Origin of the sequence: Fodinicola feengrottensis (genome assembly GCF_039530045.1) — a bacterium.
GTDB lineage: Bacteria > Actinomycetota > Actinomycetes > Mycobacteriales > HKI-0501 > Fodinicola > Fodinicola feengrottensis.
Window position 1 is genome coordinate 99,492 of record NZ_BAAANY010000036.1, and the last position, 16,946, is coordinate 116,437.

Annotated in this window: 8 protein-coding genes; 7 read left to right on the top strand and 1 reads right to left on the bottom strand. The window is 67.5% G+C overall.

The window, feature by feature from the left end; translation table 11 throughout:
- Positions 1 to 216: 216 nt before the first annotated feature.
- Genes ABD301_RS34610 through ABD301_RS34630 form a run of 5 tightly spaced genes read left to right on the top strand, consistent with a single transcriptional unit; the run spans position 217 to position 13,648 of the window.
- Positions 217 to 7,029, top strand: a complete 6,813-nt coding sequence (locus ABD301_RS34610; RefSeq protein WP_344314395.1) for an SDR family NAD(P)-dependent oxidoreductase — start codon at positions 217 to 219, stop codon at positions 7,027 to 7,029.
- 3 nt (positions 7,030 to 7,032) lie between these two features.
- Positions 7,033 to 11,364, top strand: a complete 4,332-nt coding sequence (locus ABD301_RS34615) for a beta-ketoacyl synthase N-terminal-like domain-containing protein (protein ID WP_344314396.1) — start codon at positions 7,033 to 7,035, stop codon at positions 11,362 to 11,364.
- Positions 11,361 to 11,672, top strand: coding sequence for a phosphopantetheine-binding protein (locus ABD301_RS34620; protein ID WP_163567195.1), 312 nt, complete (start codon positions 11,361 to 11,363; stop codon positions 11,670 to 11,672). Before ABD301_RS34615 ends, ABD301_RS34620 begins: the two co-directional genes overlap by 4 nt.
- 3 nt (positions 11,673 to 11,675) lie before the next feature.
- Complete coding sequence (locus ABD301_RS34625; protein ID WP_344314397.1) at positions 11,676 to 12,476, top strand: alpha/beta fold hydrolase; 801 nt, start codon at positions 11,676 to 11,678, stop codon at positions 12,474 to 12,476.
- Positions 12,473 to 13,648, top strand: a complete 1,176-nt coding sequence (locus ABD301_RS34630) for a glycosyltransferase (protein WP_344314398.1) — start codon at positions 12,473 to 12,475, stop codon at positions 13,646 to 13,648. The genes ABD301_RS34625 and ABD301_RS34630 overlap by 4 nt, the downstream gene beginning before the upstream one ends.
- Before the next feature lie 48 nt (positions 13,649 to 13,696).
- On the opposite strand, the gene ABD301_RS34635 is transcribed toward ABD301_RS34630, so the two are convergent.
- On the bottom strand, positions 13,697 to 14,773 hold the full coding sequence (locus ABD301_RS34635; RefSeq protein ID WP_163567194.1) for a mandelate racemase/muconate lactonizing enzyme family protein: 1,077 nt from the start codon (positions 14,771 to 14,773) through the stop codon (positions 13,697 to 13,699).
- Between the two features lie 190 nt (positions 14,774 to 14,963).
- Between ABD301_RS34635 and ABD301_RS34640 the strand changes: the two genes are divergently transcribed.
- A complete protein-coding gene (locus ABD301_RS34640; protein ID WP_344314473.1) occupies positions 14,964 to 15,932 on the top strand; it encodes an ABC transporter permease in 969 nt (322 codons plus the stop codon).
- Positions 15,929 to 16,921, top strand: a complete 993-nt coding sequence (locus tag ABD301_RS34645) for an ABC transporter permease (RefSeq protein ID WP_344314399.1) — start codon at positions 15,929 to 15,931, stop codon at positions 16,919 to 16,921. The genes ABD301_RS34640 and ABD301_RS34645 overlap by 4 nt, the downstream gene beginning before the upstream one ends.
- Positions 16,922 to 16,946: the final 25 nt, after the last annotated feature.

Sequence of the window (16,946 nt, forward strand, 5' to 3'; positions counted from 1 at the left end):
ACGTGTCATCGCTGTCCGTCGATTTTCGGGAGGAGATTCGCAAAGTCGGAATACGTCACAATGCCCGGCGCTTGTCCCATCGTTCGTTCTTGGGATAGTTTGCTGCCTCTAGTCCATTCAGGTGGCCGGTGTCGGGAAAGCGATGCCCTGTCCGCCGTACGCGCCGACCCGGTTCGTGGATGGGCTCATCACGCCTGCTCGGCCAATGGAGGCACGGTGGCATTGGAATCGGTGGCCCTGGATGTGGCTGGCCGGCTGCTCACGCTCGGGATCAGTCCGTGCGGCGAGTCGGACGCCACCCTGGTCGCGGCCGTCTGTCGGGCCGGTGGCCTCGGCATTCTCGATCTTGGTAGCACTGCCTCGGTCGCTCGCAATGCCCTTGCGATGGCAGCGAAAACGGTGACCGGTGCCTTCGGCGTCCGGGTCGCCGCCGGCTGTGACATCGGTTTCGAAGTAATTCTTGCAGACACTGCACTGTCCGCAGTGGACACCGTGGTGCTGGGCCGGAATGCGCCATGGTCGATTGCCGACGTTGTCGAACACCGCACTGTTCTGGTGGAGGTCACCCACCTCGATGAGGCCCTTGTCGCGGTGGCCGCCGGCGCGTACGGCGTCATCGCCCGCGGCAACGAAGCCGGCGGTGAGGTCGGCGAGCTCAGCTCTTTCGTTCTGCTGCAACAGCTTCTGGCCGATCCGCGGATCACCTGCCCAGTGTGGGTGGCCGGTGGGATCGGGCCGCGGACAGCGGTGGCCGCGGTGGTGGGCGGGGCGGCCGGCGTCGTACTGGAAAACCAGCTTGCGCTGATGCCGGAATCGGAGCTGCCCGACGATGTGCGATCGCTTCTTCACGGTACGGACGGATCGGAGTCCGTCCTGGTAGACGGGCGGCGGATGATGGCGCCCCGCGGCGGGCCCGGACGCGCTCTGCCGATCGGCCAGGACGGCTTTTTGGCGCAGGTCTTCGCCCGCCGGTATGGCAGCACGGCTCGGGCCGTACGAGCGATCCGGGCGGCAATTTTCGAGGCACTGGAAGAGAATTCCATTGGTGCGCGGGCGTTGCGGCCCGATTCGGTGCTGGGTCGGGCGGTGGGTACGGCGCTGCCGATCGCGCAGGGTCCGATGACCCGCGTTTCCGACCAGGCCAGTTTTGCCGCCTCGGTGGCCCATCATGGCGCGCTGCCGTTTGTCGCGTTGGCGCTCAGCGGGCCGGACCAGAGTCGGGCTCTGCTGACCGAGACGAAGCAGGTCGTCGGCGACCGGCCCTGGGGTGTCGGGGTGCTGGGTTTCGCGCCGGAAGAGGTGCGTAGGGCTCAGTGGGAAGTCATCCACGAGTTGCGGCCATCGGCCGTCATCGTGGCCGGCGGCCGGCCGGGGCAGGCGCAGGCATTGGAAGCGGCCGGCATCCAAGCATTCCTGCATGTGCCGTCGCCGGGCCTGCTGCGGCAGTTCTTGGACGCAGGGTCCCGAAAGTTCGTCTTCGAAGGCGCCGAATGCGGCGGGCACGTCGGCCCGCGGGCCAGTTTTCCGCTCTGGGAAGCCCAGATCGGCGTGTTGCTGGAATACCTCCAGGAGCGCTCCGCGGACGTGGACCTCGGCGCCGCTCTGCGGATCTATTTCGCCGGCGGCATTCACGACGCCCGGTCTGCCGCGATGGTCGCGGCGGCGGCGGCACCGCTGGCCGCCCGCGGTGCCGGGATCGGCGTACTCATGGGCAGCGCATACCTTTTCACCTCGGAGGCAGTGACCGACGGCGCGGTGGGCCAGGTTTTCCAGCGCCAGGTGCTGGCCGCGCATCGTACCGACCTGCTGGAGACCGCCCCCGGTCATGTGACCCGCTGCGTCGCCAGCCCGTTCACCGCCGAGTTTGCCAGCGTACGGGCCGAACTGCGGGACAGCGGAGTGCCAGACCGGGACGCGTGGACCGAGCTGGAGCGGCTCAATGTCGGCCGACTGCGGGTAGCCAGCAAGGGACTTCGGCGCGACGGACCGGATCTGGTGACTGTCGACGAGCCCGAACAGCTGGCGGACGGCCTCTTCATGGCCGGCCAGGTCGCCGTTTTACGGTCGGACGTCACGACAATCGAGCGGCTGCACCAGTCGGTCACCGTCGATGCCGTTGACTTCCTTGAAGAACGTGTGCGTGAGCTGCGAGACCGCCTCGGCATCGAGCCCGTGGAAGCGCCGGCGCCGGCGCCGCTGGATGTGGCGATCGTCGGGATGGCCTGCGTTTTCCCTGGGGCGCAGGACCTGTCCGCGTTCTGGTCCAATGTGGTCGGTGGCGTCGACTCGGTGACCGAGGTTCCGGCGCAGCGTTGGGATTCGTCGCTTTATCACGAGCCGCCGGGCGGGCACGCCCCAGGTGAGCGCACCCCATCGAAATGGGGTGGCTTCCTACCCCGGATTCCGTTCGATCCGCTGCGCTATGGTATTCCGCCGACCGCGCTGGCCAGCATCGAACCCGTGCAGCTGCTCGCCCTGCAGGTAGCGGACCAGGCGCTGGCGGACGCCGGCTATGCCGACAGTGGCTGGGATCGGTCGCGTACGAGCGTGGTTTTCGGTGCTGAGGCCGGAAGTGACCTGTCCAACGCGATGGTCCTGCGTACGGTGCTGCCCAGCTATTTCGGCAAGGTGCCGGACGGCCTCGACGATCAGTTGCCCCGATTGACCGAGGATTCCTTTCCGGGCTCGCTGGCCAATGTGATCGCCGGTCGGATCGCGAACCGGCTGGACCTGGGTGGCGCCAACTACACGGTCGACGCGGCCTGCGCGTCTTCGCTGGCCGCCGTCGACGTGGCCTGTAAGGAACTGGTCAGCGGAACCAGTGATCTGGTGTTGTGTGGTGGCGCGGATCTGCACAACGGCATCAACGATTACCTGATGTTTTCCTCTGTCCAGGCGCTTTCTCCGACTGGCCGGTGTCGTACGTTCGACGAGACCGGCGACGGGATCGCGCTCGGTGAAGGAGTTGGCTGTGTCGCGCTGAAGCGGCTCGCTGATGCCGAACGGGACGGCGACCGGATTTACGCGGTCATCAAAGGCGTGGGCAGCGCCAGCGATGGAAAGTCGCTGGGCCTGACCGCACCTCGACCGGAAGGGCAACGCTCAGCTTTGCAGCGGGCGTACCGAAACGCCGGCATCTCGCCGTCTCAGGTCGGGCTGGTGGAGGCGCATGGCACCGGCACGGTGGTCGGCGACCGTACCGAGTTGACCACCCTCAGCGAGGTTTTCGCCGAAGCTGGAGCCCAGCCGGGCAGGTGTGCGATCGGGTCGGTGAAGTCGCAGATCGGGCACACCAAATGCGCCGCCGGGCTGGCCGGCTTGATCAAGACCGCGATGGCGCTGCACACCGGCACGTTGCCGCCGACTTTGCACGTCACCGCGCCGAATCCGGCCTGGCAGCCGGACACCAACCCGTTTGCGTTCGGGGCCGGCTCGCGGCCGTGGACCGCACCGGTCGCCGACCGGGTCGCCGGCGTGAGCGCCTTTGGCTTTGGTGGCACGAATTTCCACGTCGTCCTGGGTGGGTACGACGCTGGTCCGGCACCTCGGCATGGGCTGCGAGAGTGGCCGGTGGAGCTGTTCACATTCCGCGGTGTCGATGATCAGGCCGCGGCCCGCGACGTCGAATGGTTGCTGGATCTGCTTCGCCAGGCCGAAACCGCAGGTTCGCCAGTGCGGTTGCGCGACCTCGCCGCCACCGCGTCCCAGCGGGCGCAACGGCGGGCGGATCCGGTGCGGATCGCGATCGTGGCCGCTGACCTGGATGCTCTTTCCGAGCTCTTGCGGCGCGCGGCGGCTGGTGAGAGTGATCCCGATCGTGGTTTGTTCCGGTGTCCACAGTGGACGGACGGGCCTACCAAACTGGCTATGCTGTTCCCTGGACAGGGCAGTCAGCGGCCCGGCATGCTCGCCGATCTTTTCGTGGCTTTCCCGGAGATCCAGCAGTTTCTCCGGCTGGACGAACGGCACGCCGGACCTCTCTTCCCGCCGACGGCGTACGGGCCGGATGCGGTGGCAGCGCAGGAAGGCCGGCTGCGGGACACCCGCGCCGCCCAGCCCGCGCTGGGCATTGCCGGCCTCGCCACTCACCACCTTTTGTCCCGGGTGGGCGTCGAGGCGGACATGCTGGCCGGGCACAGCTATGGCGAGCTCGTCGCGCTGTCGGCGGCCGGCGCTTTTGACGCGCGTACGCTGTTAACTCTGTCATCTGCTCGGGCTGACGCGATACTTTCCGCCGCTGGCAGCGATCCCGGCACCATGGCCGCGGTGGCCGCCGGCGCGGACGAGGTGCGGGACGTGCTGTCCGCGGCAGGGCTGGCCGACCAGGTCGTGGTGGCCAACCACAACGGGCCCCGGCAGGTGGTCATCTCCGGGCCGACCGAGCTGGTCGATCGCGCCATTGTTGACCTGCGGACGGCCGGCCTGGCCGGAAAGAAGATCCCAGTCGCGTGTGCTTTCCACAGCCCGCTGATCGCCTCCGCGGTGCGGACGTTCGGCGAAGAAGTGGCGTCACACCGTGTTCGCCCGCTGGAAAGGGAAGTGTGGTCCAACCGTACGGCCGACCGCTACCCCGTCGCGGCGGCGGCGGTTGCCGATGGACTCGCCGGCCAGGTCGGCGCGCCAGTAAAGTTCGTCGCCCAGATCGAGGCGATGTACGCGGCCGGCGCCCGGATTTTCGTGGAGGCGGGGCCTGGACGAGTGCTCAGCCGACTGGTTGACGCCATTCTCGCCGACCGTCCACATGAGACGGTCGCGATCGAGGGCAAGGGCAGTGGACTGCCCGGATTTCTGACCGCGTTGGCTCGGCTCGCGGTGGCCGGTGTTCGGATCCGTACCGACTGGCTTTTGCGCGGCCGGGACGCGCGGCAGCTCACCGGCACCACCCTGCCCGCCCAGCCACGCTGGACTGTCGACGGTCAGGTCGTACGCACGGCGGATGGCGCGCCGCTTTCTGGCGGGCTTCGGCCGGCCCAACGGATCCAGGAGAAGACGATGAGCCAGTCGGTGCCGCCCCAGCAGAACTCGGGCACCGAGCAGTTGATCCGCGAGTTCCTGTTGACCAGCAGGGAAATGGTCGCGGCCCAGCGGGATGTGCTGCTGAGCCACCTCGGGAAGGCGCCGGTGCTGGCTGCCGCGCCTGCCCCTGTCGCGCTTGCGATAGCGGCTCCCGAGCTCGTTGTGGTCCCGCCAGCACCGGTCGCCGCTCCCGAACCGTCCACAGTGGACGTCATGGGTACGGTTCTGACGCTGATCGGTGAGCGCACCGGCTATCCGCTGGAGATGATTGAGCCGGACGTGGACCTGGAGGCCGACCTCAGCGTCGACTCGATCAAGCGGGCCGAGATTTCCGGTGAACTGCTGGCCACTTTCGCCAGCCCGGACCTGCGGTTCGCCGACGCGGATGTCGATGAGTTGGCCAAGCGGCGCACCGCGCGGGCGATGGTCGAGTGGATTTCGGTGCGTACGAGCAGCAAACCCAGCGTCAGGGAACAGCCGCCGAAGGTGCACTCCACACCGGAGTTGCCGGCCGGATCGCCCCCGCAGCGGTTTGTGCTGGAGCCCGTGCGGATCTCGCCGTCCACAATGGACAGTCCGTCGATGTTGAATGGGCTGCGGTTGGCGATCGTGGGTGACACGGACGGCGTGCTGGCGGCCGCGGTCGCGACCGCCTTGGCTGCCTGTGGCGCCGAGCCGTTGGTGGGTGTGGAGCAGGAAAACCTGGCTGGCTGCGCCGGCATTATCGACCTTGGCCCGCTGCTCAGCCCGGTCGTCGAGATCGATCGGGTGGCGTTGGACGGCATTGAGTGGGCACTTCCGGCGGGACTGCCCGCGCTGAAGAAAGCGCTGGCTGGTTCGCCGCGCTGGCTGCTCACGGTGACTGCCCGTACGACTGGCGGCGCGGTCTCGCGGCACGCCGGCTTGCGCGGACTTTTCCGTTCGGTGGCGCGGGAATATCCGGACGTCACGACGAGGCTGGTCGAGGTCGACCCGGCGCAGCCCACTGATCTGCTCGCCACCGTCATTGTCACCGAACTGTTGGCAGCGGACTCTGCCCCGGTGGTGGTGGCCGACGGTGGCGAGCGGCGCGCTTGGGAAATGGTCCAGGCTCCGCTCGGTGCTTTGGCCGGGGTGGGCGCGGGCCCTGCCGGTGAGGGCGCGGCGGAGGCCGCCGCGATCGGGTTGGGGCCGGACTCGGTCGTCCTGCTGGTCGGCGGAGCACGCGGAATTGCCGCTAGATTTGCCGAAACGCTGCAGGCCGCCAGTGGCTGCCGGATCGAGTTGATCGGACGTACGGCGTTGCCGGTCGGCCCTGAAGACGCGGCGACCGCCGGCGCGGGCGAGCTGGCGGGCCTCCGGGCGGCATTGGTCGCGCAGGGTCATCGCAGTGCCGCGGAGGTCGACCGGATGGCCCGGCGCATTCTTGCCGAGCGTGAGGTGGCCCAGACCGTGGACGAACTTTTGGGTAAGGGCGCCACAGTTCGCTACCACTGCGCGGACGTACGGGACGAGGACGCGATTCGGCGGATCGTGAAGGACATTCACGCCGAATACGGCAGGCTCGACGGGGTCATCTACGCGGCGGGTGTGATCGAGGACCGGCTGCTGGCTGACAAAGACCAGGAGTCGTTCCGCCGAGTCTTCGAGACCAAAGTGGACGGTGCTCTCGCGCTGCTGCGAGCGCTGCGAGAAGGCCCGGCGCAGCCTGGATTCCTGGTGTCGTTCGGCAGTATTGCGGCCGCTCTCGGCAACCGCGGCCAGGCTGATTACGCGGCGGCCAATGATGCGATGGAGTCGATGGGTGCGGCCTGGGCCGCCCACACCGGCGGCCGGGTGCTGACTGTTCATTGGGGACCGTGGGCGCCGGCCGGCCGGCACGGCGGCATGGTGTCGGCCGAACTCGGCCGGGACTACGCGCAGCGCGGTATCGACCTGATTGACCCCGAAGAAGGCGTTTTGAGCCTGCTGCGGGAACTTGCCTGGGGCGAGCCGGCGGTCCGTTCAGTCGTCTACACGGCTTCGGGCTGGTAGCCGATGACAACGGCCACGCCCGTCGCGATCGTCGGAATGGCGGTTCTGCTGCCCGGTGCACCGGACCTGTCGACCTACTGGCAGAATCTGGTGGCCGGAGTGGACGCCATCACCGAGGTGCCGGCGGACCGCTGGGACCCGAGTTTCTACCAACCGGGCGAAAAGAACGCAGCAGACAGGCTTTCTTGCCGGCGTGGCGGGTTTGTGGACGAGTTGGCCGAGGTCGAGGTCACCCAGTTTGGGATTATGCCGGCGTCGGTGGCCGACGCCGAGCCCGACCAGTTGATCGCGCTGCGGGTCGCGGCGGCCGCGATCGCTGACGCCGGCGGCGAAAGTCAGCTGCCTGATCGTGACCGGGTCGGCATTATTCTCGGCCGCGGTGGGTATATTGGGCCGGGTCTCGCGCGGCTGGACCAGCGAGTAAAAACCGCCCAGCAGTTGGTGCGTACGCTCGCCGAACTGGTGCCCGCCCTGGATGCCAGCGAGCTAGCGAAAATTCGCTCCGCTTTCACCGATGCGATAGGCCCGACCCATCCGGACGGGGCCATTGGCCTGGTGCCCAACCTGGCCGCTTCGCGGGTAGCGAACCGGCTGGATTTGCGCGGTCCGGCGTACACAGTGGACGCTGCCTGCGCCTCCTCGCTGGTCGCGGTCGATCAGGCGATGGGTGAGCTGGCGACCGGGCGCTGTGACGTGATGTTGGCCGGTGGGGTCCACCACTGCCACGACATCACTTTCTGGAGTGTTTTCAGCCAGCTCGGCGCGTTGTCGGCGGCCGAACAAATCCGGCCGTTCGACAGCCGCGCCGATGGCATCCTGATCGGTGAGGGCACCGGGGTGGTGGTGCTGAAAAGGCTGGCCGACGCCGAGCGCGACGGCGACCGGGTTTACGCGGTGATCCGCGGCTGCGCGGTGGCCAGCGATGGCAGGGCGGCGAGCCTTTCCAGCCCGGATCCGGGTGGTCAGATTCGAGCCGTAAGACAGGCCTGGCGAGCCGCCGGACTGGATCCGCTGGCGCCCGGTTCGGTGGGCCTGATCGAGGCACATGGCACCGCCACCCGGGCCGGCGACCAGGCCGAGTTGACGACCCTGCGGGAGGTTTTCGGACCACCGACCGAAACCGGTCCGGCGGTGATCGGTACGGTGAAGTCGATGATCGGCCACACCATGCCGGCGGCTGGGGTGGCCGGACTGGTGAAGGCGGCTCTCGCGCTTTTCCATCAGACCCTGCCGCCGACTTTGCATTGTGAGCAGCCGAACCCAGAGCTCGTACGGACGCGGTTCGCGCCCATCGAAACCGCGCGCCCGTGGTCCACTGTGGATGGTCAGCCGCGCAGGGCCGGGGTGAACGCCTTCGGGTTCGGTGGCATCAACGCTCACGTGGTGCTGGAAGAAGGCTCGCCGGCGCGGTCCGGCAGGCCAGTCGCTGTCGCCGAGCCGGACCGGGTGTTGTTGCTGTCAGGAGAAAACCCAGCCGCACTGGCCGCTGCGCTGGACCGACCGGACGCGAACGTACGAGCGCTGCCCGCACCGACCGGTGGCCGGTGCCGGCTGGCGATTGTCGAACCGACCACGAAACGGCTCGCGGTGGCCCGGAAAGTGGTGGCTCGGCAGGCCGGCTGGCGTGGCCGCAACGACATCTGGTTCAGCCCACACCCTCTCCTGGCAGACCCCACGGCTCGTACGGCCTTCATCTTTCCTGGTCTGGAAGCGGAATTCGCTCCCAACGTCGGGGATATCGCCGCGCATTTCGGCCTGCCAGCGGCGAATCTGACCAGCGACAGCCTCGGTCAGCACAGCATCAGCGTGATCCGGGTCGGCCGATTGCTGGATGCGGTGCTCCGCCGGTTGCGAATGGCGCCGGATGCCGTCGCCGGGCACAGCGTCGGCGAGTGGACCGCGATGATCGCCGCGGGTGTGTACGGCGCGGCGGCCTCGGACGAGATGCTGGACCGGGTCGACCCGGATTCGCTGCGGGTGCCTGGCGTGGAGTTCGCTGTCCTTGGATGTGCGTATGAGCGGGTCGTCGAGGCGCTGGTCAAGTGGCCCGATGTGGTGGTGTCACACGAGAACTCCCCGAACCAGACGATTGTCTGCGGCCCCGCCGGTGCGATTGCCGAGGTTGTCGCCGACTTCCGCGCGCGGCGGGTGATCTGCCAGGTGCTGCCGTTCCGGTCTGGTTTCCACACACCGATGCTCGCGCCTTACCTCGACCAGTTTCGCGGGTTTGTCCAGGACATGGTGATCCATCCACCAGCAGTGCCGGTGTGGTCGGCCACCACGGCGTCGGTCTTTCCCGTAGGGGCAAGAGAAGTCCGTGAGCTCTATGTGCGGCACCTGGTCGAGCCGGTGCGGTTCCGTTCGCTGATCAGGAACATGTACGCGGCCGGCTTCCGGGTTTTCGTGCAGATCGGCCCCGGTCAGCTCGGCTCGTTGATCGACGACACTCTCGGCGACGACGACCATCTGACCGTGCCGGCGAACTCTTCCCAGCGGTCTGGGCTGGACCAGCTCCGGCGGGTCGCCGCCGCGGTGTGGGTGGAGGGCGGATCGCCGGACTTTGGCGCACTGTCAACCATAGTGCCGCCCGTACGCACCAGAAGTCCGATCAAACTGAACCTGTCCGGTGGTTCGGTGAGCCTCGGTGCGGCGGCTCGCGGGTTGGTCCCATCGCGGGACACCACCCGGTCCACTTTGGACGACTACACCGCCGATTTCCCGCTCGCGGCCGAGTTGGACGCGATGTTGCGGGAAACCGAGCGAACCGCGGTGGCGGTGTTGCGGGCCGCTAGCCCGCGACCGGCCGTACCAAGGACTTTGCGAGTTTCCACCGAAACCATGCCCTATTTGCTGGACCACTGTTTCGCCGAGCAGCGGGAGGGCTGGCCGGACGAGATCGACCGGCGGCCGGTGGTGCCGGCGACCACGATCGTCCGGTTGATGATGGACGCTGCCGAAAAAGAGGTGCCGGGCCGGACCGCGGTGGGAGTTTCGGACGTACGGCTGAACCGTTGGCTGGTGGCCGCGCCGGCGGTGGATGTTCCGCTGGCTGTCACTCCCACCGCGCCGGACCGGGTCGAAGTCGGGTTGGGTGAGTACGCCCATGGAATTGTCCAGCTGGGTAGCCACTATCCGCCGGCGGTTCCACCGTGGCCAGCACCTACTGCCGCCGAGCGGGTGCCGACCATCACCGCCGAGCGTTTTTACACCGAACGCTGGATGTTTCACGGGCCGCGCTATCAGGGCGTCACCGAACTGCTGGCGGTCGGCGAAAAGCATGCGCGGGCGGTGTTCACCGTGCCGACCGCGCCGGGTGGACTGCTGGACAATGTCGGGCAGTTGCTGGGGCTGTGGATCGTGGAAACGCAGACCACTCGCCGAGTGGTTTTCCCGGTCTCCATCGCGAAGATCGACTTCTACGCTGACGAGCCGGCGCCCGGCAGCGAGGTCGGATGCACGCTGGTGGTGCGGTCGATCACGGATCGGGCGTACGAGTTCGACGCGCAGCTGACCAGCGGTGGCCGGGTTTTCGCGGAAATCAGCGGCTGGCAGGACTATCGCTTCGACAGCCACCTGGCCATCGAGTGGGCCTACCGGATGCCGCAGCGAAACCTGCTCTCCGAGCCGCAGGCCGGCGGGTGGATGCTCACCCCGGAGCGGTGGCCACGAGAGGCCTCGCGGGATCTTTATCTGCGCAAGTATCTGAATACCAGCGAGCAGGCCGAATACGCCGCGCTACCAGCCACATCGCAGCGCCGGTGGCTGCTCGGCCGGATAGCGGTCAAGGACGCGGTCCGTGGCTGGTTGTGGGAGCAAGGCTGGGATGCCTTGTTCCCAGCCGAAATCGCGGTCGGCAACGATCCGTCCGGTCGCCCGTACGTCACCGGCCGGCACCGCGACGACTTGCCGGCCTTCAGTGTCTCGCTGGCACATTGCGCGCAAGTCGGGGTAGCGCTGGCTCGGCCAGGCGCGTCGGTACGGGTCGGCATCGACGTCGAACAAGTCGTCGAGCGACCGGCCAGTACGATGGCGTTCGCGCTTTCCGAGCCAGAGCAACGATTGCTGGCCGACTCGGTGACGGCGACCGGGGAGCCGACGCAGCTGTGGTTTGCCAGATTCTGGACAGCGAAAGAGGCGGTGGCCAAAGCGGAAGGCACCGGCCTCGGTGGCCAGCCGAGGCATTTCGTGGTGACCGAGGTGGTCGGTGACGAGCTGGTCGTGTCCGTACGAGCGCGGACCCACCGGTTGCGATCGGCGACCGTTCGCAATCCGGCCGACCTTCCGGACCGGGTGTATGTCGTGACGTGGACGATTGATGAGGAGAGCGGGCAATGACTGCGGTTGGCGGCATCACCACTGCGGAGATTCTGGTGGAGATCAGCGGAATGCTTCGCGGCATCCTCGATGACTACGGGCTTGACGGCGTCGAGATCACCATGCGGACCACCTTCCACGAAGAGCTGGAACTGGAAAGCATTGACCTGGTCACGGTCGCGGGACGCATTCAGGAGCGCTATGGCGAGCGAGTGAACCTGGCTGAGTTCCTCGCCGAAAAGGACCTGGACGACGTGATCGGGTTGCGGGTCGGCGAACTGGTGGACTATGTGGCTGACTGTGTTGGCGCCGGCGAAGGGGAGTGCTGAGGCGTGGGCATCGACGTGATCAACGGCAACCGGATGCATTTCGAGGTGATGCCGGCAAAAAATGCCGGTCGGGGGCCCGCGCCCAAGGCGGTCTTCATCCACGGCCTCGGAACTGACAGCCTGGCGAGTTTCTACCTGACGCTGGCCGCGCCGGTCTCGGCGGCCGGCGTCGACGTGATCGCGTACGACCTGCGCGGCCATGGCCGGAGCGAGTTGCCGGAGTCCGGCTACCAGGTAGCGGACTTCGTGGCCGACCTCGCAGGTCTGCTTGACGAGCTGGAAGTGTCCGAACCCGTTCACCTGATTGGAAACAGCTTCGGCGGCACCATCGCCTTCAGCTATGCCGCGGCTTTCCCGGAACGGGTCGCGAGCATTGTCTCCATCGAGGCGGAACCGGCCACCGAGCCGTGGGCGGCCAAGATGACCGAGACGCTGGAAAACATCATGCGGGAGATCCGCCGCGAGGAGTTCTTTCACTGGCTGGAGGCCACCTTCGGCAGCCATCACACCCGGTTGACCAGGGCCGCCGCGAAAAGACTGCTCACCACTACGATGGCCGTCGACGTGCCGCAAGGCCCGCTGCTCGATTTGGAAGCCCTGCAGGAAATCCGCTGCCCGGTGTTGTCCATTGTGGGCAGTGAGGGCTTCCAGAAGGACGACCTGACCGCGCTCGGCGAGGCGCTGCCGTACTGCCGGACGGAGGTCCTGGACGGGCAGGACCACTCCGTGTTGGTGCAGTCCCACCGGGTGGTCCGGGAATTGTTGCTACGCTGGATTTCCGAGCACGACCCGGTCCCGGCATGAGCCGTTTTCTCTTTGTGGTGCCACCTTTCGCCGGCCACATCAACCCGACCGTTGGGGTGGCCGCCGAGTTGGTGGGCCGCGGGCATCAGGTGGCTTGGGCGGGCCCGTCGGCGGTCGTCGAGCGGTTTGTCGCGGGTGTGGTTTACGACTGCGCGATGCCGCCGGAGTCCGCGTTGAACCGGCCGGCCGACCTGCGAGGATTCGCCGCGCTGCAGTTCCTCTGGGCGGACGTGCTCGGCCCGCTGGCCGATGCGATGGTGCCCGGTGTGACGGCCGCGGTCGAGGATTTCGGACCGGACGTGTTGGTGGTTGACCAGCAAGCGATCGCCGGTGCGGTGGTCGCGAACGTGCAGGGGTTGCCCTGGGCGACTTCAGCGACCACCTCGGCCGGGCTGCTCGATCCGCTGGCTGGCCTGCCCAAGGTGGCGCAGTGGCTGGCTGGGCTGCTCGACGACCTGCAGCGCCGGCACGGCGATCCGTACGTCGGCGAGGATCCGCGCACCTCCCGCGATTTGGTGCTGGCGTTCAGTACGCCCGAACTGGTCGGCATCGAAAGGGGGGAACTGCTCCCGCACGTACGTTTCGTCGGCCCTTCCATCATCGACCGGCCGGACCCGATCGCGTTCGGCTGGCAGCTGTTGGATCCGACGAAACCGCTGGTCCTGGTCACTTTGGGCACTGTCAGCGCGGATGCCGGCCAAGGGTTCCTGGCGGCCGCGTTCGACGCTTTGAAAGCGCGCGCCGACCGCATGCAGGCCGTGATCGTGGACCCGTTGGGTACGCTGCCGGCCGACTCCGCGGACGTGATCGTCCGCGGCCGGGTGCCGCAGGTCGCGTTGCTCGAGCGAGCAGCCGCGGTGGTCTGCCATGCCGGTCACAACACGGTTTGCGAAGCGTTGAATCAGGGCATTCCGCTGGTCGTGGCACCGATCCGGGACGACCAGCCGATAGTCGCCGACCAGGTCGTACGAGCCGGGGCAGGCCGGCGGCTGCGGTTCGGCAGAGCCACCGATCAGCACATCGGAGCGGCCGTCGACGCGGTTCTGGACGACCCGACATACCGGGAAAACGCTGACAGGATAAGGAAATCCTTCCGCGATGCCGGCGGCGCCGGCGCTGCCGTCGACCACCTGGAAATCCTGGCGAAGCTCAGACGGCCGGCGCGCGGGTGAATTCCCGGACGGCCTGAGGCAGCAGCGCCGGTTGGTCGGGTCGGGTCCTTATGGCCGAAGGCCAGTGATCCCGAGGCCGGGCGCGGCGGCGAGCCGCAGGTCCGGTCCTTCGTACGACGGGCCGCCGGTCACCGGGGAGTGTTTCAGCCACCAGGCCGCGTCGAGGTCGACGGCGTAAGGGGTCCTGGTCACCGCGGCGAGGCTGGCGGCGGCGCCGATGCCGACGTGGCTCTCCATCATCGAGCCGACCATCACCTGCACCCCGCTGGCCTCCGCGACCGCGACCAGGCCGCGCGCCGGCCGTAGCCCACCGGACTTGGCGAGCTTGATGTTGACCACGTCGGCGGCCCGCCGCCGGACGATCTCCACCAGGTCGGCCGGTGACCACACGGTCTCGTCGGCGGCCACTGGGGTCGACACCCGGGCGCTGACGAAGGCGAGTCCGTCCAGGTCACCGGCTGGTACGGGCTGCTCGACCAGCTCGATGCCGAGGTCGGCGTCCTCCAGTTGGGACACGATCCGTACCGCCTCGCGGGCCGTCCAGCCCTGGTTGGCGTCCAGCCGGATCACCGTGCCCGGCCCGGCCGCCTTGCGGATCGCCACCAGCCGGTGCAGGTCTTCGACCGGGTCACCGCCGACCTTCACCTTCAGCACGCGAAAGCCTTCGGCGACCCGCTGACCAGCGGCTTCGGCCATCTCGGCGACCGGGCCAAGGGCGAGGGTCACGTCGGTGGGCATGAGTCGTGGGGCGGCGCCGAGCAGCTGGCTGAGCGGGACGCCCAGGCGTACGGCAGCGAGGTCGTGCAGGGCACAGTCCACGGCGGCTTTCGCGGCGGTGTTGCCGACAACCGCGGTCCCCACCGCGCGGCAGAGGTCGTCCAGGTCGGCGGGATCGCGGCCGGTCACCGCCTCGGCCAGCGGTCCAGCAACGGCGGCGGCCATCCCGGGCAGCGAGTCGCCGGTGATCTTCCAGGTCGCGACTCCCTCGCCCCAGCCGGACCGGCCGTCCGCGTCGACGATCTCGACCAGCAGGCTTTCGACGACTTCGGTACGCCGCACGGCCGTCACCCACGGCGTGTGCAGCGGGACGGAAACCTGATGGACACGAACCTCTGTGATCGTCACACCGGCTACTTTAGCGAGCGGCCGGAGCCGGTCAGCGAATATGACGATTAGGTATCAGAAAGCACCAAATCGACTGTGATCTGTGTCGGTCCTTCTGAATTGGCTCCCGAAACGGGAAGATCAGCGCTGCCTGGCGCGATCTAATGCCGCGAAAGAGCACTGTGGACTGGCGAGGGGAAGCCACTTGAGCATGCCGCCGACCGGCGCGGACCTCACGCCGACCGAGGTGGTGGGGGACTTGCCGCGAGCCCAGGTCGTCGGCCGTTCGCCGTGGCAGCTGGCCTGGCTGCGGTTGCGCCAGGACCGTTGGGCGCTGGCTGGCGCGATCGTGGTGGTGCTGTTCTTCCTGATCGCGATCGGGGCTCCGCTGCTCGCCGCGATCGAAGGTCAGGACCCGTACACATACCACGTCGACCTGCTCGACCCGGTCCAGGCGAACGCGCCGCGTGGTGCGTTCGGTGGGGTGAGCTTGCAGCACTGGTTCGGGGTCGAGCCGCTGACCGGCCGGGACATGTTCGCGATCGTGGTTTACGGCGCGCGAACGTCGTTCCTGATCGGCGTCGCCGCGGCGGCCACCTCGGTGCTGATCGGTACGGCCGCGGGCTTGGTCGCCGGCCTCTCGGGCGGCTTCGTGGACACCCTGATCGGCCGGATCATGGACGTGGTGTTCAGCTTCCCGGCGCTGATCTTCATGATCGCGTTGACCGTGATCGCACCGGACTGGCTGCCCAAACCGGTGCTGCTTATCGCGGTGATGGGCTTCTTCGGCTGGCCGACGGTCGGCCGGGTCGTACGCGCGCAGGTGTTGTCGCTGGTCCGCCGGGAGTTCATCGACGCGGCTCGGACGCTGGGCGCGCAGCCGCTGCGGATCATGGCCCGCGAGCTGCTGCCGAACGTGGCTACCCCGATCATCGTCTACACCACGATCCTGATTCCGAGCATGATCGGCACCGAGGCCGCGCTGTCCTATCTCAGCGTCGGTATTCCGCCGCCGACGCCGGACTGGGGACGCTCGATCAGCGACGCGGTGCAGTGGGTGCAGACCGACCCGATGTTCCTGATCTTTCCCGGTGGCGCGCTTTTCCTGGTAGTGCTGGCATTCAACATCCTGGGCGACGGCATTCGCGACGCTCTCGACCCGAGGCTCGGTCGCCTGTGATCCGATACCTGATCCGCAGACTGCTCGGCATTGTCGTCGTGCTGCTCCTGATCACCGCCGTGACGTACCTGATTTTCTTCGTACTGCCGTCGAATCCGGCGCAGCTGTCGTGTGGCAAGCCGTGTACGCCGGACCGGCTCGCGAACGTCCTGCATTTCGAGCATCTCGACCTGCCGGTGTACGTGCAGTTCTGGGAATTCCTGGTGGGTCTGGTGGCTGGCCGTACGTTCGGTGCCGGCACTGGCCTGGTGCATTGCGTGGCGCCCTGCTTCGGCTATTCGTTCCGGCTCGGTGCGCCGGTCACCGACCTGATTGCCCAGCGTTTCCCGATCACCGCGTCGATCGCGGTCGGCGCCGCGCTGCTGTGGCTGGTGGTGGGGGTCGCCGCTGGGGTGATTTCGGCCGTACGAAGGGGAAGTGTTCTGGACCGTACGTTGATGGTCAGCGCGCTCGCTGGGGTGTCCGCGCCCACGTACCTGGTCGGGTTGCTCGGTATTCTGCTTTTCGGTTTCGGACTGAACGCGGTTCCGGTCAGCGGATATGTGCCGTTTTTCGATAATCCACTGCAATGGGCCTGGCATCTGGTGCTGCCCTGGTGCGTACTGGCCTTCGTGTCGGCCGCTGTCTATACGCGACTGACCCGGAACCAGATGCTCGAAGTGCTGGGGGAGGATTACATCGTCACGGCCCGCGCCAAGGGCCTGACCGAGCGCCGAGTCGTCCTCCGGCACGGACTCCGCTCGGTGCTGGCGCCGATTATCACCGTTTTCGGGCTGGACCTGGGATCGCTGCTCGGCGGTGCGGTGATCACCGAGTCGGTCTTTGGCATGCAGGGCATCGGGCAGTTGTTGATCGAGGCGGTGCACCAACTTGACCTGCCGTTGGTGGTCGGCCTCACCGTCTTCTCCGGATTTCTGATCGTTCTCGCGAACCTGGTCGTCGACATCGCGTACGTCTTTCTCGATCCGCGGGTGACGTATGACCAGTAGAGCGCGAGTCAAAGCCTGGGCGAAC

Coding starts and splice junctions, on each gene's coding strand:
- ABD301_RS34615 (WP_344314396.1), top strand. CDS start 7,033: ATGACAACGGCCACGCCCGTCGCGATCGTCGGAATGGCGGTTCTGCTG.
- ABD301_RS34620 (WP_163567195.1), top strand. CDS start 11,361: ATGACTGCGGTTGGCGGCATCACCACTGCGGAGATTCTGGTGGAGATC.
- ABD301_RS34630 (WP_344314398.1), top strand. CDS start 12,473: ATGAGCCGTTTTCTCTTTGTGGTGCCACCTTTCGCCGGCCACATCAAC.
- ABD301_RS34640 (WP_344314473.1), top strand. CDS start 14,964: ATGCCGCCGACCGGCGCGGACCTCACGCCGACCGAGGTGGTGGGGGAC.